General features: G+C 75.2%; 19 protein-coding genes. 9 read left to right on the top strand and 10 right to left on the bottom strand.

Features of this window, described 5'->3' with window-relative positions; all coding sequences use genetic code 11:
- Positions 1-258: 258 nt before the first annotated feature.
- Positions 259-840 carry a TetR/AcrR family transcriptional regulator gene (locus J5Y05_RS29645; RefSeq protein ID WP_210876383.1) on the bottom strand — a complete coding sequence of 194 codons (582 nt, stop codon included), beginning with the start codon at positions 838-840 and terminating at the stop codon, positions 259-261.
- Between the two features lie 89 nt (positions 841-929).
- Here J5Y05_RS29645 and J5Y05_RS29640 point away from each other — a divergent pair, with 89 nt between their 5' ends.
- Together J5Y05_RS29640 and J5Y05_RS29635 are read left to right on the top strand one after the other, a co-directional pair.
- Complete coding sequence (locus tag J5Y05_RS29640; protein WP_210876382.1) at positions 930-2108, top strand: FAD-dependent monooxygenase; 1179 nt, start codon at positions 930-932, stop codon at positions 2106-2108.
- A gap of 19 nt (positions 2109-2127) precedes the next feature.
- Positions 2128-3033, top strand: a complete 906-nt coding sequence (locus J5Y05_RS29635) for a Gfo/Idh/MocA family protein (protein ID WP_210876381.1) — start codon at positions 2128-2130, stop codon at positions 3031-3033.
- Here the strand turns inward: J5Y05_RS29635 and lnt are convergent.
- Both lnt and J5Y05_RS29625 read right to left on the bottom strand, forming a co-directional pair.
- Positions 2957-4528 carry an apolipoprotein N-acyltransferase gene (gene lnt, locus J5Y05_RS29630; protein ID WP_210876380.1) on the bottom strand — a complete coding sequence of 524 codons (1572 nt, stop codon included), beginning with the start codon at positions 4526-4528 and terminating at the stop codon, positions 2957-2959. The genes J5Y05_RS29635 and lnt overlap by 77 nt on opposite strands.
- Before the next feature lie 242 nt (positions 4529-4770).
- Positions 4771-6840 carry a restriction endonuclease gene (locus J5Y05_RS29625; protein WP_210876379.1) on the bottom strand — a complete coding sequence of 690 codons (2070 nt, stop codon included), beginning with the start codon at positions 6838-6840 and terminating at the stop codon, positions 4771-4773.
- A 278-nt stretch (positions 6841-7118) separates the two neighbouring features.
- Between J5Y05_RS29625 and J5Y05_RS29620 the strand changes: the two genes are divergently transcribed.
- Positions 7119-7859 (top strand): SDR family oxidoreductase, encoded by a 741-nt coding sequence (locus tag J5Y05_RS29620; RefSeq protein ID WP_210876378.1) that lies wholly within the window; start codon positions 7119-7121, stop codon positions 7857-7859.
- 174 nt (positions 7860-8033) lie between these two features.
- Here J5Y05_RS29620 and J5Y05_RS29615 read toward each other — a convergent pair whose 3' ends face one another.
- The 3 genes from J5Y05_RS29615 to J5Y05_RS29605 all read right to left on the bottom strand — a co-directional run bounded on the left by J5Y05_RS29615 (position 8034) and on the right by J5Y05_RS29605 (position 10167).
- On the bottom strand, positions 8034-8213 hold the full coding sequence (locus tag J5Y05_RS29615; protein WP_210876377.1) for a hypothetical protein: 180 nt from the start codon (positions 8211-8213) through the stop codon (positions 8034-8036).
- A 60-nt stretch (positions 8214-8273) separates the two neighbouring features.
- A complete protein-coding gene (locus tag J5Y05_RS29610; RefSeq protein WP_210876376.1) occupies positions 8274-9149 on the bottom strand; it encodes an undecaprenyl-diphosphate phosphatase in 876 nt (291 codons plus the stop codon).
- 241 nt (positions 9150-9390) lie between these two features.
- Positions 9391-10167: a TVP38/TMEM64 family protein gene (locus tag J5Y05_RS29605; protein WP_210876375.1), complete on the bottom strand. Its 777-nt coding sequence runs from the start codon at positions 10165-10167 to the stop codon at positions 9391-9393.
- A gap of 104 nt (positions 10168-10271) precedes the next feature.
- Here J5Y05_RS29605 and J5Y05_RS29600 point away from each other — a divergent pair, with 104 nt between their 5' ends.
- Positions 10272-11117 carry a spermidine synthase gene (locus J5Y05_RS29600; protein ID WP_210876374.1) on the top strand — a complete coding sequence of 282 codons (846 nt, stop codon included), beginning with the start codon at positions 10272-10274 and terminating at the stop codon, positions 11115-11117.
- Positions 11118-11149: 32 nt separating this feature from the next.
- On the opposite strand, the gene J5Y05_RS29595 is transcribed toward J5Y05_RS29600, so the two are convergent.
- The gene (locus J5Y05_RS29595) at positions 11150-12169 is read right to left on the bottom strand and encodes a DUF8017 domain-containing protein (RefSeq protein ID WP_210876373.1); all 1020 of its coding nucleotides are present in this window, start codon (positions 12167-12169) and stop codon (positions 11150-11152) included.
- Positions 12170-12424: 255 nt separating this feature from the next.
- On the opposite strand from J5Y05_RS29595, the gene J5Y05_RS29590 reads away from it, so the two are divergent.
- Together J5Y05_RS29590 and J5Y05_RS29585 are read left to right on the top strand one after the other, a co-directional pair.
- On the top strand, positions 12425-12862 hold the full coding sequence (locus J5Y05_RS29590) for a DUF4442 domain-containing protein (RefSeq protein ID WP_210876442.1): 438 nt from the start codon (positions 12425-12427) through the stop codon (positions 12860-12862).
- Between the two features lie 124 nt (positions 12863-12986).
- On the top strand, positions 12987-13676 hold the full coding sequence (locus J5Y05_RS29585; RefSeq protein WP_210876372.1) for a DedA family protein: 690 nt from the start codon (positions 12987-12989) through the stop codon (positions 13674-13676).
- A 294-nt stretch (positions 13677-13970) separates the two neighbouring features.
- Here J5Y05_RS29585 and J5Y05_RS29580 read toward each other — a convergent pair whose 3' ends face one another.
- The gene (locus J5Y05_RS29580; RefSeq protein WP_210876371.1) at positions 13971-14525 is read right to left on the bottom strand and encodes a gamma carbonic anhydrase family protein; all 555 of its coding nucleotides are present in this window, start codon (positions 14523-14525) and stop codon (positions 13971-13973) included.
- 107 nt (positions 14526-14632) lie between these two features.
- Between J5Y05_RS29580 and J5Y05_RS29575 the strand changes: the two genes are divergently transcribed.
- Positions 14633-15430, top strand: coding sequence for an acyltransferase (locus J5Y05_RS29575; protein ID WP_210876370.1), 798 nt, complete (start codon positions 14633-14635; stop codon positions 15428-15430).
- Between the two features lie 106 nt (positions 15431-15536).
- Here the strand turns inward: J5Y05_RS29575 and J5Y05_RS29570 are convergent, their stop codons facing one another.
- Entirely contained in the window at positions 15537-16415 is an 879-nt protein-coding gene (locus J5Y05_RS29570; protein WP_210876369.1) for an NAD-dependent epimerase/dehydratase family protein, read from the bottom strand.
- A gap of 211 nt (positions 16416-16626) precedes the next feature.
- Between J5Y05_RS29570 and J5Y05_RS29565 the strand changes: the two genes are divergently transcribed.
- Positions 16627-17199 carry a helix-turn-helix domain-containing protein gene (locus J5Y05_RS29565; protein ID WP_210876368.1) on the top strand — a complete coding sequence of 191 codons (573 nt, stop codon included), beginning with the start codon at positions 16627-16629 and terminating at the stop codon, positions 17197-17199.
- 43 nt (positions 17200-17242) lie between these two features.
- On the top strand, positions 17243-17800 hold the full coding sequence (locus J5Y05_RS29560) for a YbaK/EbsC family protein (protein WP_210876367.1): 558 nt from the start codon (positions 17243-17245) through the stop codon (positions 17798-17800).
- A 3-nt stretch (positions 17801-17803) separates the two neighbouring features.
- Here J5Y05_RS29560 and J5Y05_RS29555 read toward each other — a convergent pair whose 3' ends face one another.
- A complete protein-coding gene (locus tag J5Y05_RS29555; protein ID WP_210876366.1) occupies positions 17804-18931 on the bottom strand; it encodes a cation diffusion facilitator family transporter in 1128 nt (375 codons plus the stop codon).
- Between the last annotated feature and the right edge of the window lie 51 nt (positions 18932-18982).

Below are 18982 nucleotides of genomic sequence, written 5' to 3'. Positions count from 1 at the left end.
TCGGGGCGGGCTTTCGCGCGGGTGCGGGGTGTCGGCGGCGTGTCCCGCCGGGCTTGTGCTCGGGTGCGGCGTGTCCCCGGTGCGGCTCTCGGTGCGCGCGGCGTGTCCCGCCCGGCTTGTGCCTCGCATACGGCGTGTCCCAGCGCGCCTCTTCGCGTACCCGGCGTGTCCCGCCGGGCTTGTGCCCGCGTACGGCGTGTCGCACAGGCTTTCCGCCCGCGCACGGCGTGTCGCCTCGGGGGCGCCCCTGTCGCCGGGTCAGTCCGGTGTCATCGTGCCGAGCAGTTCCCGCAGGCCGGCGCGGAGTTCGTCCAGGGTGGGCGGGGTGGCGGCGAAGGAGCCGGCGACGCCGGAGAACATCAGGCCGTCCGCCCAGGCGACGAGGGAGCGCACGTGGCGGGCCGGGTCGGGGGAGCCCAGGGCCGTGACCATGGCCCCGAGCTGCTCGCGGAAGCGGGCGCCCGCCGCGTCGAAGTAGCTCCGCAGCTCGGGCCGGCGGGTGGCCTCCAGGGCCAGTTCGTAGCGGGCGAGCGTCAGCGCGCGGTTGCCGGTCATCGCGCGGTGCGTCGCCAGGGCGAGCGCCTCCGCCAGGGCGTCCACGCCGCCGCGCGGATCGGGCATCTCGTGCAGCGCCAGCACCCGGGCCTCCCGGTCCGCGAGCCGTCGTACCGCCAGTTCCAGCAGCGCCTGCCGGGTGCGCGCGACGTTGGAGGTCGAGCCCTGCGGGAACCCGGCCGCCTCGTCGACCGCCCGGTGCGTCAGCCCCCGCATGCCCCGCTCGGCCAGCAGGGCCAGCGCGGTGTCGGCGACGCGATCGGCGCGGGCGGGAGGTGCGGACATGGTCGTCAACCTATCCGACCTCCCGGCGTCACTACGTCCGTAGTACAGTCGGCGGTGAGGGCTACTACGCCTGTAGTGAAGGAGGAGCCATGGCACGCACCCGGCACGCCGTCGTGATCGGCGGCGGGATCGGCGGTCTGACCGCGGCGGCGGCCCTGCACGGCGCCGGCCTGCGGGTCACCGTCCTGGAGCGGGGCCCCTCCCTCCAGCCCCTCGGCGCCGGCATCTCCCTGTCGCCCAACGCCCTGCGCGCCCTGGACGTGATCGGCCTCGGCGACGAGATCCGCTCCCTCGCCGCCTGGCAGGGCGACGGCGGGCTGCGCACCCCCGGCGGGCGCTGGCTCTCGCGTTCCGACGCAGCCAAGGCGGCCGAGCGCTTCGGCGGACCGCTGGTGCTGCTCCACCGCTCCACCCTCGCCGGTCTCCTCGCCGACCGCCTGCCGCGCGACGCGGTCCGCACGAGCGCCGACGCCGCCGTCGCCGACCCTGGCGGCCCCGGCCGGCCCGCCCGGGTGCGCACCCCCGGCGGCGAGATCGAGGCCGACCTCGTGGTGGCCGCCGACGGCATCCGCTCCGCCGCCCGCGCCGTCCTCTTCCCCGGCCATCCCGGGCCCGTCTACTCCGGCTTCACCACCTGGCGCGTCGTCATCCCGCTGCCCGGCGTGGAGTTCGCCTCCCACGAGACCTGGGGACGCGGCCGGATCTGGGGCACCCACCCCCTCAAGGACGGCCGGGTCTACGCCTACGCCGCCGCCGTGACGCCCGCCGGCGGCCACGCCCCCGACGACGAGAAGAGCGAACTGCTGCGCCTCTTCGGCGACTGGCACGACCCGATCCCCGCCGTCCTCGCCGCCATCCGCCCCGAGGACATCCTGCGCCACGACGTCCACCACCTCGCCGAGCCCCTGCCCGCCCACCACCTCGGCCGGGTCGCGCTCGTCGGGGACGCCGCGCACGCCATGCCGCCCAACCTCGGCCAGGGCGGCAACCAGGCCATCGAGGACGCCGTCGTCCTCGCCCACCACCACGACGACCTCGCCGCCTACACCGCCGCCCGGCTGCCCCGGACGAGCGCCATCACCCGGCAGGCCGTCAGGGTCGCCCGCCTCAACCTGACGACCGGCCGCGCCCAGGTCGCCGTACGCGATGCCGCGATGCGGCTGCTGTCCCTGGCCGGACCCGCCCTGTTCCTGCGGAGTTTCGACAGCATCGCCGACTGGCGTCCCCCGCAGCCGCCGTATGCTTCCCAGCGGACCCAGGCCGGATAGCGTCGAAGGAGTACACCCCGTGAAGGTCGGCTGCATCGGACTCGGAGACATCGCGCAGAAGGCGTACCTGCCCGTGCTCGCCGTCCTGCCCGGGGTGGAACTGCACCTGCACACCCGCACCCCCGCGACGCTCACCCGCGTCGCCGACTCCCTGCACCTGCCGGACGCCCGGCGCCACACCGACCTCGACGCCATGACCGCCCAGGGACTCGACGCGGCCTTCGTGCACGCGCCGACCGACGCCCACCCCGAGATCGTCACCCGGCTCCTGGACGCCGGCGTCCCCACCTACGTCGACAAGCCCCTCGCCTACGAACTGGCGGACTCCCGGCGCCTGGTGGCCCTCGCCGAGGAGCGCGCCACCAGCCTCGCCGTCGGCTTCAACCGCCGCCACGCCCCCGCCTACGCGCAGTGCGCCGAGCAGCCCCGCGACCTGATCCTCCTCCAGAAGAACCGCACGGGCCTGCCCGAGGACCCCCGCACGATGGTCCTCGACGACTTCATCCACGTCGTCGACACCCTCCGCTTCCTGGTCCCCGGCACCGTCGACGACGTGACGGTGCGCGCCCGCGTCGAGGACGGCCTCCTGCACCACGTCGTCCTCCAGCTCGCCGGCGACGGCTTCACCGCGCTCGGTGTCATGAACCGGCTCAGCGGATCGGCCGAAGAGATCCTGGAGGTCTCCGGCCAGGACGCCAAACGCCAGGTGGTCAACCTCGCCGAGGTCATCGACCACAAGGGCCAGCCGAGTGTGCGGCGGCGCGGAGACTGGGTGCCGGTGGCCCGCCAGCGCGGTATCGAACAGGCGGTCCTCGCCTTCCTGGACGCCGTCCGCGCGGGCGAGGTGCTCAGCGCCCGGGACGCGCTGGAGACCCATGAGCTGTGCGAGCGGATGGTGCGGGAGGTGCTGGAGCCCGCCGCCTGACCCGCGCCGCCCCCTCCGCCGCGCCCCACACCGCCAGCGTCAGCAGCGCCCCGCCCACCGGCCAGGCGCCGAACCGTACGTACGGCGTGGTGCCGCCCCGCGCGAGCGGCACCTCGTAGACCTCGGCGGTGCTCGCCCCCGTCCCGAGCCACGGACCGACCCGCTCGCCACGCCCGTCGTAGACGGCGCTGACCCCGGTGAGCGTCGCGTGCACCATCGGGCGGCCGGTCTCGGCGGCGCGCAGCGCGGCGAGCGAGGCGTGCTGCGCGGGCGCCCAGGTGTCCTGGAACGTCGACGTGGACGACTGGGCGAGCAGCAGCGCGGCACCGTCCCGGGCGAGCCGGCGGCTCATGTCCGGGAAGGCGCTCTCGAAGCAGACCAGCGGGCCGATCCGCAGCCCGTCCCCGGTCTCCATCACCACCTGCCCGGTGCCGCGCCGGCGGTCCTCGTCGGCCGCCTTGCCGACGGAGGTGGCCCAGCCGAGCAGCGAACGCGCCGGGACGTACTCCCCGAACGGCACCAGCCGCATCTTGTCGTACCGGTCGCCGGTGGGGCCGCCCGGCCCGACGAGGAGCGAACTCTTGTAGATGCCGGGCCGGTCGGAGCGGCGCGCGTCCACGTTGACCAGGAGGTCCGCACCCGTCTCCCGGGACAGCGCGGCCAGCCGGCGGGCCAGGTCCGGCCGGTCCGCGAGGTCGTGGCCGACGCTGCTCTCGCCCCAGACGACCAGGTCCACGTCCCGGCCGGCCAGGTCCCGGGTCAGCCGCTCCTGCCGGTCGAAGCGGCGCTCGGCGCTGTCCGGCCCGGCGACGATCCCCGGCTGGACCACGGCGACCGAGGCCCGCGCCCCGTTCCCCGGGCCCGGCGACCACACCCACGCCGACGCCGTGGCGGCGCCGGTGGCGAGCAGCCCGGTCAGCGCGGCCACCCGCGCCCGGCGGTGGACGACGAGCACGGCGACCGCGGTGTTGACGGCGACCACCAGGAAACTGAGCAGCCACACCCCGCCCACCGAGGCCAGCCGCAGCGCGGGCGCGACCTCCCACTGACTGGCGCCGAGCATCCCCCAGGGCCCGCCGAGCCCCTGCCAGGAGCGGACCAGCTCCACCGCCAGCCAGCCCGACGGCACCACGACGAGCCCCGCCGCGACCCGGCCCGGCGTGGCCGATGCCCCGAGGAGACGGCGTACGAGCACGCCCCAGGGCGCCCACAGCGCGCCGAGCAGCGCGGCGATGACGAAGGTGAACACGTGCAGGCTGGGCAGCAGCCAGTGGTGCATGGCCAGCATGAACGCGAATCCGCCGAGCCAGCCCTCCCGGGCCGCCGCCCGGCCGTCCGGCGCGGACCGGACCAGCAGCAGCCACGGCACCAGGGTCACCCACGCCCACCACCACAGGCCCGGCGCCGGGAAGGCGAGCACCGGCAGGGCACCGGCGAGCACGGCGGCGGCCGGGCGGCGCCACGGGGAGGCGGAGGAGGGGCCGGACGTTCTCATGGGGCCTTCCTACACCGTAGTGCGCCCGGCGTGCGCCCACGGCACGAACCCACCCGGCCGGACGCCCCCGCGCCCCGGACCGGACCGGACCCGGACGCCGGCGCGAACCGCCCGGCCGGACGCCCCCGCGCTCCGGACCGGAGCGGACCGGACCCGGACGCCGGTACGAACCGGCCCGGCCGGTCGGCACTCCGGTACGAACCGGCCCGGCCGGACGACACTCCGGCCCGGCCCCGGGCGGGCTACTCCACCTCGACGCCGAAGTCCACGACGAGTTCCTCCAGACCGCCCCGGTAGCCCTTGCCGCCGAGGACGAAGTCCCAGTCGCCGCCGGCCCGGCGGCGGAACGAGCCGAGGACCAGCGCGGTCTCGCCGGGGCGCCCGTCGGAGACCTCCAGCGTGCCCAGCTCGGCCAGTCGCGGATCGAGCAGCCGGATGCGGGCGTCGGTGAAACCGGCCAGGTCGGCGTCCGGGTCGGCCTCGGGATCGATCGCGGCCACCAGCACCAGCCGGTCCGCCTCCGCCGGCAGCGTGTCGAAGGAGACGCAGACCGCCGCCTTGTCCGGCGCGGTGGCGGGCAGGGCGCGCACCGTGCCGTCGGGCGTGCGCGGGTTGTTGTAGAAGACGAAGTGGTCGTCGCCGAGGACGCGGTTGCCCCGGCAGACCAGCGCGCACACGTCCAGGGCGACACTCCCGGACCACGACATGCCCAGCACGTTGTACGCGTCCGGCAGCTCCGTGTCGTCCGCGCCCGGCGCCGAGGCCGAGGCCGCTGCCGGGGCCGTGTCGTCCGTGCCGCCGAGCCGTCCGCGCAGCCCGTGGCGGTGCAGCAGGTCGACGAGCTGGGCGCCGGAGATCAGCTCCAGCGGCTTGCCGTTGGCGAAGGTGTGCGAGCCGGGTCCGAACCCCGACGTGGTCACGAGGACGCCCTTGTTGGCACCGGCGTCCTGCACCGTCCCGTACAGGTCGCGGACCGCGGTGGGCGGCACCGTGGCGCGGTACCGCTTCACCTGGACGACGATCTCGCCGCCGCGTATCGGCGCCGGGTCGAGCGCCCGCACGTCCACCCCGCCGTCGTGGGAGCGCTGGGTCGTCACCGCCTGCATCCCCATCGCCTCGAACAACGCGGCCACCAGGTGCTCGAAGGCGATGGGGTCCATCGCGTACAGATCCGGCTCCTCCTCGCCGCCGTGCGCGACGACGCGGTGGCCCACGTCACCGGGCCGCCGGCCCGGTCGCACCTGGGTGAGCTGGTCGGGGCGGGCCGAGAGCTGGCCCCGCAGCGCGTCGGAGAGGCAACTGCACGGGTCCACCTGGGCCAGGTGCAGTTCCCGGAAGGCGGAGCGCCGCGCCATGACGGTGGCGAGGACGATGTGGTCGGGCCGGCCGGTCGTCGGGTCGTGGCCGTCGACGAAGCCGTTGAGGGCCACCGACTCCAGCGCGCCGGCCTCGTCGGCCGCGAACAGCTCGTGCAGGACCAGCAGCACGCACTGGGCGAGGACCTCCCGGTACAGGGCGCGGCGCTGCGTCACCGGCCGGGCGGTCTCCTTGAACTGGTCGGTGCCGTACATGTACCGCACCGCCTTGGCCTCGGGCACGATCTCGTAGGCGGGCAGCTCCCAGTCGAGGACGAGCTGGCGCGCGGCCGGGTCGTAGGCGGCGGCGACCCGGCGGGGGAACTCCTCCGGCCAGGAGGTCGACGCGTAGAGCGCGGCGGAGAAGAACTCGACGACGGCGTCGGGGTCCCCGCGCCGCACGCCCTCGGTCACGGCGGTGACCCCGGCGTTGTGCCGCCGGACCTCGGCGAGCTGGGCGTCGGTGCGCTGCCGGTGCTCGCGCTCGTAGGCGGCAAGCTGCCGCAGACGCCGGGCCTCCGCGTCCTGGGCCGCCCGCCGGTCCCTCTCGAAACGGGCCTGGGCCTCGGCCTGCGCCTGGGCCCGGCGGCCGGCCGTCCAGCCGCTCTGCGCCTGGTAGTGGCGGATGTCCGGCAGCGGCACCGGCTGGGCCAGCGGACCGGGGGCGAAGGGCTGGACCGTCTCGGGCCGCAGCAGGGAGGCGGCCCTGAAGGCGGGGGCCCGGCATCCCGCGGCGAGGAGACCGCGCAGCGCGTCGGCCCGCGCGTCCAGGGCCTCGGTGCGGCGCACCGCCTCCGCCTGCCGGTACTCCCGGTGGGTCTGCGCGGCCCGGCGCTGGTAGGCCCGCGCCTGCTGGGCCTCCTGCCGGTGCCGTCTGGCCTCGGCCTCCTGCTGGCGCTGCTGCTGCCGCTGCGCTTCGGCCCAGACGCCGACGAAACCCGTAGAGCGACGACTCATGTTGTTGCTGGCCCTCCCCAAGGCGCTCCGGTTGTCCCCACAACCAGGTGTAGCCAGACGACTCTATCCAGCAATCGCCATCGCGCATATCCGCGCGTCGCGGGCACCTCGGCCCGGGGAGGGCGGGCTGCCGGTGGCCGGAAGGCGTCGCGTGGTGGCGGAGTCCGGCCGGGCGCCTCTAGGGTGAGCGACGGCGATCGATGATCGATCAAATGTGACGGTGGAGCGCTCCCGGGTCTGCGGACGCCGCCCGTCCCCAACCGGTGTGGAGGTCGGACATGGCACGTCCCGTCACGGTGGTCACCGGCGGCAGCCGCGGGATCGGCGCCGCGACCTGCCGTCGTCTCGCGGCCGACGGACACGACGTCGCGGTCGGCTACGTCCGGGACGCGGCGGCGGCCGACGCGGTCGTGGCCGCCGTGGCCGAGGCCGGCGGACGCGCGCTCGCGGTACGGGCGGACACCTCCGCGGAGGCCGATGTCGAGCGGCTCTTCGACCTGGCGGAGGAACGGCTCGGCCCGGTGACCGGCCTGGTCAACAACGCCGCCGTCACCGGTCCGCTGGGCCGCCTCGCCGACACGGGCACCGACACCCTGCGCCGGGTCGTGGACGTCAACCTGTTCGGCGTGCTGCTGTGCGCGCGGCGGGCGGCGCGGCTCATGACGGCCCGGGGGAGCGGCGTGATCGTCAACGTCTCCTCGGGCGCCGCGACCCTCGGCAGCCCCGGCGAGTACGTCCACTACGCCGCGACCAAGGCCGCCGTCGACGCCCTCACCCTCGGCCTCGCCAAGGAACTCGGCCCGGACGGCGTGCGGGTCAACGCGGTCGCCCCGGGCCTCGTCGACACCGACATGCACGCGGCCATGGGCGATCCGGAGCGGCCCGCGCGGATGGCGCCGGGCGTTCCGCTGCGGCGTGCGGGGCGGGCGGAGGAGATCGCGGCGGCGATCGCGTGGCTGATGTCGCGCGAGGCGTCCTACACGACGGGCACGGTGCTCCGGGTGGCGGGTGGCCGCTGACGGACCGTCGGGAGCGGCGTGCGAGCGGGGCGGGCGCGGGGCGGGAGCCGCGGCGCGGCGGCGGTCGTACGGCGAACCGGCCGACGGGCGTACGACGGCGGGGCGCCGGCGCGGGCGAGGGCACGAGCCGGCGCGGGTGAGGCCGCGAGCCGGGGCCCCGTGCCCCGGGCCGGGTCAGGCCGCCTCGACGACCTCGCCGCGTATCGCCGCCGCCCACTCGACCACCAGCAACTCGTACTCCACGCGCTCGTGGGCGGAGAGGGACCCGCCCGCACGCCGCCACAGGGCGCGGATCTGATCGTTCAGCTCCGCGGCGGAGCGCACGGAACCAGGGGCCACGGAATCGGGGGACATGCGGACAAGCCTAGGGGCAAGCACTGACACTCCGCTACCGGACGGCTACGCGCCCCCGTGTCAGCCCGCGGACTCCGCCGCGTGCGGGCTGAGCACCCCCGCCGTGACCAGGATGATGATCAGAATGCCGAGGACGATCCGGTACCAGACGAACGGCATGAAGCTCTTGGTGGAGATGTAGCGCATGAACCAGGCGATGACCGCGTATCCGCTGGCGAAGGCGATGACCGTGGCGAAGATCGTCGGTCCCCAGGAGACGTGGTCGCTCTCCATGGCGTCCTTGAGCTCGAACAGGCCGGAGGCGAGCACCGCCGGGATCGCCAGCAGGAAGGAGTAGCGGGCCGCGGCCTCGCGCCGGTAGCCCATGAACAGGCCGCCGCTGATGGTCGCGCCGGAGCGGGAGACGCCGGGGATGAGGGCCATCGCCTGGCAGAGTCCGTAGATCAGGCCGTCGCGGACGCCCAGGTCCGACAGTTCCTTGCGCTGCTTGGGCGCGCGGTGCCGGCCGCCGCTCTCGTCGCGCGCCGCCATCCGGTCCGCGACGCCGATGATCACACCGACGACGATCAGCATCGTCGCGGTGATCCGCAGGTCCCGGAACGGCCCCTCGATCTGGTCCTTGAGCGTCAGGCCGAGGACACCGATCGGGATGGAGCCCACGATGACGAGCCAGCCCATCCGCGCGTCCGGGTCGTGACGCATCTCCTTGCTGGTGAACGAGCGGGTCCAGGCGGAGAGGATGCGGCCGATGTCCTTGCGGAAGTAGATGAGGACGGCGGCCTCCGTGCCGATCTGCGTGATCGCCGTGAAGGCCGCCCCGGGGTCGTGCCATCCGGAGAACGCCGCCGTCAGCCGCAGGTGGGCGCTGGAGGAGACGGGGAGGAACTCGGTCAGCCCCTGGACGAGTCCGAGGATGAGGGATTCAAACCAAGACATGAGGTTGTGGAGTCCAAGTGCCGATCGCGGAACGGTCGATGGACACACCTGTCCGGCGTATGCGGTGATCGCGGCCGAGCGTGTCGTGGGGCAGCGTAGCGCCCCAAAGTGACCAGAAGGTGACAGGGAAGATCGGGCCTGTACCGCTGTCCCGCCCGCCCCACCAGGGGCGGTGTCACGCCACGCCCGACCCGCACCGGGACGGCCCGTGGTGCGCCGGGGGCCTCGCCCGGGTGTGGCGTCAGGCGCCGGGCAGCCGGTGGCGCCTGCGCCAGGCCACCACCCCGCCCGCCAGCGCGGGCAGCGCGATCACGGCCAGCGCGATCAGGAAGGCGGGCGACCCCGGCGTCGAGGCACGGGCCCCGGCGACGGCGTAGGCGGCCGTGTTGGGCACCGAGCCCACCGCCGTGGCCAGCAGGAAGGGCACCAGGCCCATACGGGAGACGGCCGCGCAGTAGTTGGCGGCGGCGAACGGCACCCCCGGGAAGAGCCGCGCCGCCAGCATCGAGCGGAAGCCGTGCCGGCTGAGCTGCCCGTCCGCGGCCTTCAGCCATCTGCCGCGCAGCAGCGGACGCAGCGCGTCCTGGCCCAGCGCCCGGCCGAGGCAGAAGGCGAGCCCGGCCCCGAGCACCGTGCCCGCGAGCGCCGAGGAGAGACCCACCGAGGAGCCGAACAGGGCGCCGGCGGCGAGGTTCAGCAGCGGGCGCGGCACGAAGGCGACGGTGCACAGCCCGTACGCCAGCGCGTACGCGAGCGCCGCCGCCGCACCGCCGAGCTGCGGCTCCCGGCCGTCGGTCAGCATCCGCTGCGGCTGGAACACCAGCATCGCCGAGGCCGCCGCGGTGAGCAGCACCACCAGCAGCGCCAGACGGGACCAGGGGGAGAGCACGGCTCTCGTCACCCGGGCGGCGAAGCCGGCGGGCCCGGCCGGACGCCCGGCGGCGACGGCGAGTTCCGGTGCGGCGGCGCGGGGAGACGCCGTGACGGTGCCCCCAGAGCGGGTGTGGGCATCGAGCATTCGGCGACAGTAACCGACTCGTATGACTGATCGCCGTCGGGTGCGTCTCGGCGACGTGACGGAGCAGTGGCCGGGCGGGCCGCGCACCCCGGCACAATGGGCGCGTGAACGAGTCCCTGCCCGTCGTCCGCGCCGTCGACCACGGCACCGCCAAGCTCCTGCCCGACGTCGACCGCCGCCGGGCCTGGCTGCTCACCGTCGACGGGGCGGTGCAGTCCTACGTGGACCTGGACGACCCCGCGCACCTGGAGTTCGAGTACACGCAGCGGCTCGGGCACGTCCTCGACACCGCCGCCGGGCCGGGACAGCCGCTGGACGTGGTGCACCTCGGCGGGGGAGCGCTCACCCTGCCCCGGTACGTGGCCGTGACCCGGCCGGGCTCCCGGCAGGACGTCGTGGAGGCCGACCGGGGCCTGCTGGAGCTGGTCGCCGAGCACCTGCCGCTGCCGGACGGCGCGGGCATCGCCACCCACGCCGCCGACGCCCGCGCCTGGCTGGAGGCCGCGCCCGCCGACTCGGCCGACGTGCTGGTCGCGGACGTCTTCGGCGGCTCGCGGGTACCGGCCCATCTGGCCACCGCCGGTTACGCGCGTGAGGCCGAACGCGTGCTGCGGGCCGACGGCGTCTACGCGGCCAACCTGGCCGACGGGGCGCCCTTCGGCTTCCTGCGCTCGCAGCTCGCCGGGTTCGCCGCGCTCTTTCCGGAACTGGCGCTCATCGCCGAACCGGGCGTGCTGCGCGGGCGCCGGTTCGGCAACATGATCCTGCTCGCCTCGCACCGCCCGCTCGACACGGGGGCGCTGGCCCGGCGCACCGCCGCCGACGCGTTCCCGGCCCGGGTCGAGCACGGGGCCGCCCTGCGGAAGTTCATCGGCGACGCGCGGCCGGTGCCGGACGAGGAGGCCCGGCCGTCGCCCGAGCCGCCCGCCGGAGCGTTCGGCATCGGCTGACCGCCGGGCCTCCTCGGTGCGCCGGGGGCCGGTCAGGTGCCGGTCGGGAGTTCCTCGGTGAGGCGCACGGTGCTCAGGATCTTCTGCACCGTCTCCTCCGGGATCTCGTCCTTGACGCCCTTGGCGCCGTACAGGTTCCAGGTGACGAAGTCGCCCGCGCCGTTCTTGAAGGCGAAGGTGATCGCCTTGCCCTCGCTGTCGCACTTCCCCTTCTGGGGCGTGCCCTCGGAGTAGGCGGTGGCGACGCTGCCCTTGATGCCGGAGGCCGTGGTGTACGCCTTCGGCTTGTCGTGCTTCACGCTCTTCTTGTCGGGCTGGGTGTAGCCGCCGAAGATCCACCACGGGACGCGGGTCTCGGCCGCCATGTCCGTGTCCTTGGCACCGTTCTCCCCGCGCGTGCCGGCGGTGGCGAGGGCCGTGGTCTCCTTGCGGCCGTCCTTGTCGTCGTCGGAGGTGCACCACTCGGACTTGAGGTAGGCCGGCGCGGTGACACTGGTGCGGTCGAGCGTGCCGTCCTCCTCCTCCCACTCGAAGCCGACGCTGGTGCCGGGCTTCTCGATCTCCCAGTCGGCGGGGACGTCGAACATGGTGCCGAAACGCGGGTTGGCGACGACCTTCCAGCCCGGCACGGTCGCCTCCAGCTCCCCGTCGCCGCGCGGGTTGTCGTCGGAGCCGGAGCCGCTCGGCTCGGCCTCCGGGGACGCCGACCCGCTCGCGGACGCGCTGGTGCCGGGCTGGGCGTCCTTGCCGTCCGCCGTGTCGTCCTTGTCACCGCCGAGCACCAGGAAACCGGTCACCCCGGCCGTCACCACCACGGCGAGCGCCGCGACGATGGCGACCAGCTTCGTCCGGTTGCCGCCGCCGTCCCCGCCCCCGGGAAGCGGGGCCCCCGGCACCGTCGGAGCACCCCACTGCGGCTGCTGCCCGTACGGTCCGGGCTGTGGGTATCCCGGCTGCTGATACGGATTCGGCTGCTGGTACCCCGGCTGCTGGTACGGGTTGTTCCCCTGCGGGTTCTGCTCGCCCCCGGGCGGCTGCTGTCCTGGCCACATGAGCAGTCACCCTAGTGCGGCCCAGGACACGATTCGGTCACCGGGTCTTGTCAGGGACGTACCGAAACGGGGCGGTCCGCCCCGGACGCCCCACCGTTCCGGCCACCCGGACGCCCCCCCCCGCCGCCTGCCCGCACCGTCGCGTTTCGGCCACGTGCGGCCCCGGCCTCCCGGGTTCCTCGGCGGACGATCGTCCGGTGGCTCTGGCTCCCGCGATCTACTCGTGGGTAACATGCGGGCATGAGCGCAGACGAGATGTCGGTCGGCGAGCTGCTCGCCGCCACCGTGCCGATGGTCCGGACCCTGAACCTCGCCTACCTGGAGACCACCGCGGACAAGGCCGTCCTGCGCCTTCCGGACCAGAGCGAGTACCACAACCACGTCGGGGGACCGCACGCCGGAGCCATGTTCACGCTGGCCGAGTCCGCCAGCGGCGCCGTCGTCCTCGCCGCCTTCGGCGACCAGCTCTCACGCGCCGTGCCGCTGCCGGTGCACGCCGAGATCGCGTTCAGGAAGATCGCGCTGGGCCCGGTCACCGCGACCGCCACCCTGGGCCGCCCGGCCGCCGACGTGGTCGCCGAACTGGACGCCGGCAACCGCCCCGAGTTCCCCGTCGGCGTGACCATCCAGCGCGAGGACGGCGCGGTCACCGGCGAGGTCACCGTCGTCTGGACGCTGCGGCCCAACGGCTGAACACCGGCCGCCCCTCCCGCGCCCGCCCGGGGGCGACACTCCCGCGACCCGGTAGGCTTCCCGGGTGCGCCGCGGTCGCGGCGCACCCGGGAATCAGCAGGGACGCGAAGCGGAGGAAGCGGCGTTGCACGTCCAGGAGTGGCTCGACACGGTGCCCGCGGCGGCCGTCTACGCGGTGGTCGGCGTCGTCATCGGCCTGGAGAGCCTCGGTATCCCGCTGCCGGGTGAGATCGTCCTCGTCTCGGCCGCCCTGCTCTCCTCCCAGCACGGCGGCATCGACCCCGTGGTCCTCGGCACCTGCGCCACCGTCGGCGCGGTCGTCGGCGACTCGATCGGCTACGCCATCGGCCGCCGGGGCGGACGGCCGCTGCTGGCCTGGCTGGGCCGGAAGTTCCCCAGACACTTCGGTGAGGGGCACATCGCCACCGCCGAAGCGTCCTTCGACCGGTGGGGCATGTGGGCCGTGTTCTTCGGCCGGTTCGTCGCCCTGCTGCGCATCTTCGCGGGCCCGCTGGCGGGCGTGCTGCGCATGCCCTACTGGAAGTTCTTCATCGCCAACGTCTTCGGCGGCATCCTCTGGGCGGGCGGCACCACGGCCGTCATCTACTACCTCGGTGTGGTCGCCGAGTCCTGGCTCAAGCGCTTCTCGTGGCTGGGACTGGTGGCGGCCGTGCTCGTCGGCGTCGGCTCGATGCTGCTCGTCAAGCGCAAGGCCCAGCGCGCCGCGGCCGACCGGGAGGCGACGGCAGCGGCGGAACGGCAGGCCGAGCCCGAGCCGGCGGCCGGCGGCGAGAAGGTCGCCTCCTCCGACTGAGGACGGGGCCTCAGGGCCTCAGGGCCCCGAGACCGGCTGACCCGGCCGAGCGCCGGGGGCTCCCGGGCTTCGCCGGCCGGACAAGGGGCCGGGCCGCACCCCGCCTCGCGCCCGCACGCCGCTTCACGCTCGCGTCCGCACCCCGCCTCGCGCCCGCACGCCGCTTCACGCTCGCGTCCGCACCCCGCCTCGCGCCCGCACGCCGCTTCACGCTCGCGTCCGCACCCCGCCTCGCGCCCGCGCCCGCCTCACGCTCGCGTCCGCGCCCCGCGCCGCCTCACGTTCGCGCCCGCCTCACGCCCCGGCGTCGCCGCCCCCGGCCCCCTCGTGCACCTCGCGGTGGGCCTTCGCCAGCTCCGCGTACATCGTCCCGTTGAGGGTGATGCCCTGGCGCTCCTCCCCGGTCAGCTCCCGGCGCACCTTCGCCGGCACCCCCGCGACCAGCGAACCCGGCGGCACCCGCATGCCCTGCGGCACCAGCGCCTGCGCGGCGACCAGCGAGCCCGCGCCGATCACGGCGCCGTTGAGGACGGTGGCGCCCATGCCGATGAGGCAGTCGTCCTCGACCGTCGCGCCGTGCACGACCGCGTTGTGCCCGACGGAGACGCGGGCGCCGACCGTGACGGGGAAGCCCGGGTCGGCGTGGAGCGTGCAGTTGTCCTGGACGTTGCTGCTCTCCCCGACGGTGATCCGCTCGACGTCGCCGCGGAGCACCGCCCCGTACCAGACGCTCGCGCCGGCCCGCAGGGCCACGTCCCCGACGACCGAGGCGGTGGGGGCGACGAACGCCTCCCCGTCCACCTCGGGGTGCCTGCCGCCGATGCCCGTGATCAGCGCCGTACGCTCCATCTTCGCCTCCTGGTCCGGTGATGTACGGCACGGTACGCCACCGGGTGGGGTGAAGATCACAGAGCTCCGGCGCCGCCCCCGCACCGCCCGCGGACTACGGTGAGCGGGTGCCGAAGCGCAAGAACACGTTCTCGTCCCGGGCCGGCCGACTCGCGCAGCGGGCCGTGCACGCCGGCTGGGCGTGGGCGCAGCGCACCGGCTCCGTCACCGCCGCCCGCCCCGGGCGGTTCCGGTTCCGCGCCCTGGGCACCGGCACCCGGCTAGCCTTCCCGCTCGGCACGGTCTTCGGCGAGCCCTGGATCGAGATCGGCGCCCACTGCATCATCGGCGAGCAGGTCACCCTGACCGCCGGGCTCATGCCCGACCTGGACCTCGGCCCCGACCCCATCCTGCGCATCGGGGACGGCGTCGTCCTCGGCCGCGGCAGTCACGTCATCGCGGACACCACGGTCATCATCGGCAGCGACTGCTACGTCGGCCCGTACGTCTACGTCACCTCGACCAACCACTCCTACGACGACCCCCACCAGCCCATCGGCAAGCAGTGGCCGCGCATGGAGCCGGTGGAGATCGGCCCCGGCTGCTGGATCGGCACCGGCGCGGTCGTCCTGCCCGGTGCGCGGATCGGGCGGAACGTGGTGGTGGCCGCCGGCGCCGTGGTCCGCGGCACGGTGCCCGACCACGCCGTGGTCGCGGGGGCGCCGGCCCGGGTCGTCCGCCGCTGGACCTCCGCCGAGGGCTGGCAGCCGCCCCTGCGCACCCCGGCCCCGGTGCCGATACCCGAGGACGCCACCCCGGACCAACTGCGCGCCCTGTCAGCGCTGGACGACGAAGCCGTCGCCCACCTGGCCACCCTGTCCGACCCGCCCCCGGCCCGGCTCCCGGAACTGGAGACGGAGGGCTGAGGAGCGGCGCGCGGTCCAGCCTCCGGCGGCGAGGGGCGTGGGGCGGCACGCCGGTCTCGTGGCGTCCGCCCACGCCGAGCACCTGCGCGCCGGGGCTCCGGAGAACTCACGCGGTCTCGCGCCGGGCGGCGAAACCGGTCCGCCAGGTCGGCCACCCGGGCCGCCAACCCCGGCCGCGGGCCAGCGCGTTGAGGGCGCCGCGCTGCCACTCCTGCCGCCCCGTGACCGGGCCCGGCGCGGGTACGCCGAGCGCCTCGGCCAGCGCCGGAAGCCACACGCGGGCGGGGGCGGGTTCGTCGTCCACGATGTTGACCGGACCGCCCGGCCAGTCGAGCGCGGCCAGCGCCGCGCCCGCCGCGTCGGCGACGTGGACGAAGGAACTCACCGCGTCGTTCGCCACGGTGCTCCCCAGGAAGGGCACCGACGGGTCGCCCGCCAGGGCCGCGGCGACGGCACCGCCGGGCGCGTACCAGGTACCGGGCCCGTACAGCAGGCCGTAGCGCAGCACGACCGCCGTCTCCACCTCGGCGACCGTCTCCTCCAGGGCCCGGACGGCGGCCACCATCCCGGCGCGCGGCTGGTCGGCGGTGTCGTCGAGCGGTACCGCCTCCGCGGCCGGAGCCTCGCCCGGCGCGTACGCCCAGGAGATCGACTGCGCGACGATCCGGCGCACCCCGGCTTCCTTCGCGGCGTCCACCAGGTGCCGGGTGCCCTCGCGGCGTATCCGGCCGTTGGCGGCTCCGTCCGCGCCGGAGAGATCGGTGAGCTGGTGGACCACCGCCTCCGGTGCCGCCGCCAGGACCGCGCGCCGCACCGCGTCCGCGTCGAGCACGTCCGCCCGCACCCCCGTCGCGCCGAGGCCGCCGATCCGCTCGGCCCCCGCCCGGGTCCGTGAGATCCCGGTGACCTCGTGCCCGGCCGCGACCAGCAGCGGCACGAGCCGACTGCCGACCGCGCCGGTGGCACCGGCGACGAAGACGCGCATGAGACTCCCGTTTCCCCAGAGGCGGCGGTGTGCGCTCAGCCTAGAACGCAAGCGCCCCGCCCCTCGCCGGTTCGCCCGAAGCCGGGCCGCTCCCCGGGCCGACGGGCACGCCGATGCCGTGTCCCGGCCGAACCGTCGTCCCGGTGCGGGGCGGAAGGGGCGGGCGTAGATCAGTAGAGTGGACCGAGTCATCCACCACACTGGACGGAATGTGTCGGACCTCGATCTGCTGACCCAGTCCCTGGCCCGCAACGTGAAGCGCTGGCGCACCGAGCGCGGTTTCACCCTGGAGGCGCTCGCCGCGCGGGCGGGTGTCAGCCGCGGCATGCTCATCCAGATCGAGCAGGCGCGCACCAACCCCAGCCTCGGCACCGTCGTCAAGATCGGCGACGCCCTCGGCGTCAGCGTCACCACCCTGCTCGACTACGAACAAGGTCCCACCGTCCGCATCGTCCCCGCGGGTCAGGCCGTACGGCTCTGGGACACCGAGGCCGGCAGCTACAGCCGGCTGCTCGCGGGCGCCGAGGCCCCCGGACCGCTGGAGATGTGGGACTGGCGGCTCATGCCGGGCGAGAGCAGCCCCTCCGACCCGCACCCCGCCGGCACGGTCGAACTCGTGCACGTCACGGCCGGCGAACTCACCCTCACCCTCGACGGCGTACCGCACCGCGTCCCCGAAGGGGCCAGCGCCTCCTTCGGCGCCGACTCCCCGCACACGTACGGGAACGAGGGGCCCGAGCCGGTGCGGATGATCATGGCGGTCTCCGTCCCGCCCGTCCGCTGAGACGGACGCCCGTGCAGGCGCCCGGGGTTGTTAGCGTGCCGCCATGGACGCACCCCTCGGCGACTTCGACAGCGCCACCCCCGCCCCGGACTGCCTCGACACGCTGACCACCCCGGTCGCCGACGCCGTACGCCACTGGAGCGGTGCCGTCCCCGCCGACCGGATCGTCTACGTCGACACCGATCCGGAGTGGGCCGACACCGCCGTCTTCGTCGAGCACTACGGAGCCGGCCTCCTCCGGTCGTCCGCGAACTGCGTGGTGGTCTCCGCCAAGCGCGGCGGCGCCGCCACCCTCGCCGCGTGCCTCGTGCTCTCCACCACCCGCGTCGACGTCAACGGCGTCGTCCGCCGCCATCTCGGCGCCCGCAAGGCGTCGTTCGCCTCCATGGACACGGCGACCGGCGAGACCGGCATGGAGTACGGGGGCATCACCCCCATCGGCCTGCCCCGCGACTGGCCGCTCCTGGTCGACCCGGCCGTCGTCGACCTGCCCTACGTCCTCGTCGGCAGCGGACGGCGGCGCGGCAAGCTGCTCGTGCCCGGCAAGGCGCTCGCCGAACTGCCGGGCGCCGTCGTCTTGGAGGGCCTGGGCGTCGCCTGACGCTCACGCCACGCCGTGGTGGGCGAGTGCCAGATGCGGATCGGCCTCGCCCGCCGCGGGCGCCGGGTCGGCGTGGACCAGGGCCGCGGTGAGCCGGGGTACGGCGTGCAGCAGGGCGTGTTCGGCGGCGACGGCGACGTCATGGGCCTCGCGCACCGTGGCCTCGCCGTCCACCACGACCGCCACCTCGGCGCGCAGCCGGTGCCCGATCCAGCGCAGCCGCAGCTCACCCACCCCGTGCACGCCGGGGACCGTACGGAGCGCCTGTTCGGCGCGGTCGACGAGGGCCGGGTCGACGGCGTCCATCAGGCGCCGGAACACCTCGCGCGCCGCGTCCCGCAGCACCAGCACGATCGCGGCGGTGATCGCCAGCCCCACCACCGGGTCGGCGTACCGCCACCCCAGCGCCGCGCCTCCGGCGCCCAGCAGCACGGCCAGCGACGTGAATCCGTCGGTACGCGCGTGCAGGCCGTCGGCGACCAGCGCGGCCGAGCCGATCGACCGGCCCACGCGGATACGGTGACGGGCCACCCACTCGTTGCCGGCGAAGCCGACCACGGCCGCCGCCGCCACCGCGGGCAGGTGCTGCACCGGGCGCGGGTCCAGCAGCCGGTCCACCGCCGCCCACCCCGCGAGCAGCGCGGACGCGGCGATGGCGAGGACGATCACGACACCCGCCAGGTCCTCCGCCCGCCCGTACCCGTAGGTGAAACGCCGGGTCGCCGCGCGGCGGCCGAGCACGAAGGCGAGCGCCAGCGGCAGCGCGGTGAGCGCGTCCGCCGTGTTGTGCACGGTGTCGCCGAGCAGCGCCACCGACCCGGAGACCACCACCACGACCGCCTGCGCGAGCGCCGTCGCGCCGAGCACGGCCAGCGACACCCACAGCGCGCGCAGCCCCCGCGCCGAGGATTCCAGGGCGGGGTCCAGGCGGTCGCCGCCCGTGTGGGAGTGCAGGGTGAGGAGCCGGCGCAGGCGGCCGGAGGGGTGGTGGCCGTGGTCATGGCCGTGGTCACGGTCATGGTTGTGGTTGTGGGCGTCGTGGTCATGGCCGTGGGCGTGAACGGGGGAGTGGGGGTGGGGGTGGGGGTGTGCGGGATGGCCGTCGTCGTGGTGCCGGTGCGGGTCGCTCATGGGGTGCCCCTTCCGGTGTGCCGGTGCGATGGGTGGACGCCGGACGCCCAC

This window comes from Streptomyces tagetis (assembly GCF_018069565.1).
GTDB classification, from domain to species: Bacteria; Actinomycetota; Actinomycetes; order Streptomycetales; family Streptomycetaceae; genus Streptomyces; species Streptomyces tagetis.
The sequence above is the reverse complement of the archived record's forward strand: the minus strand, read 5'-3'. Positions and strand labels throughout refer to the sequence as shown.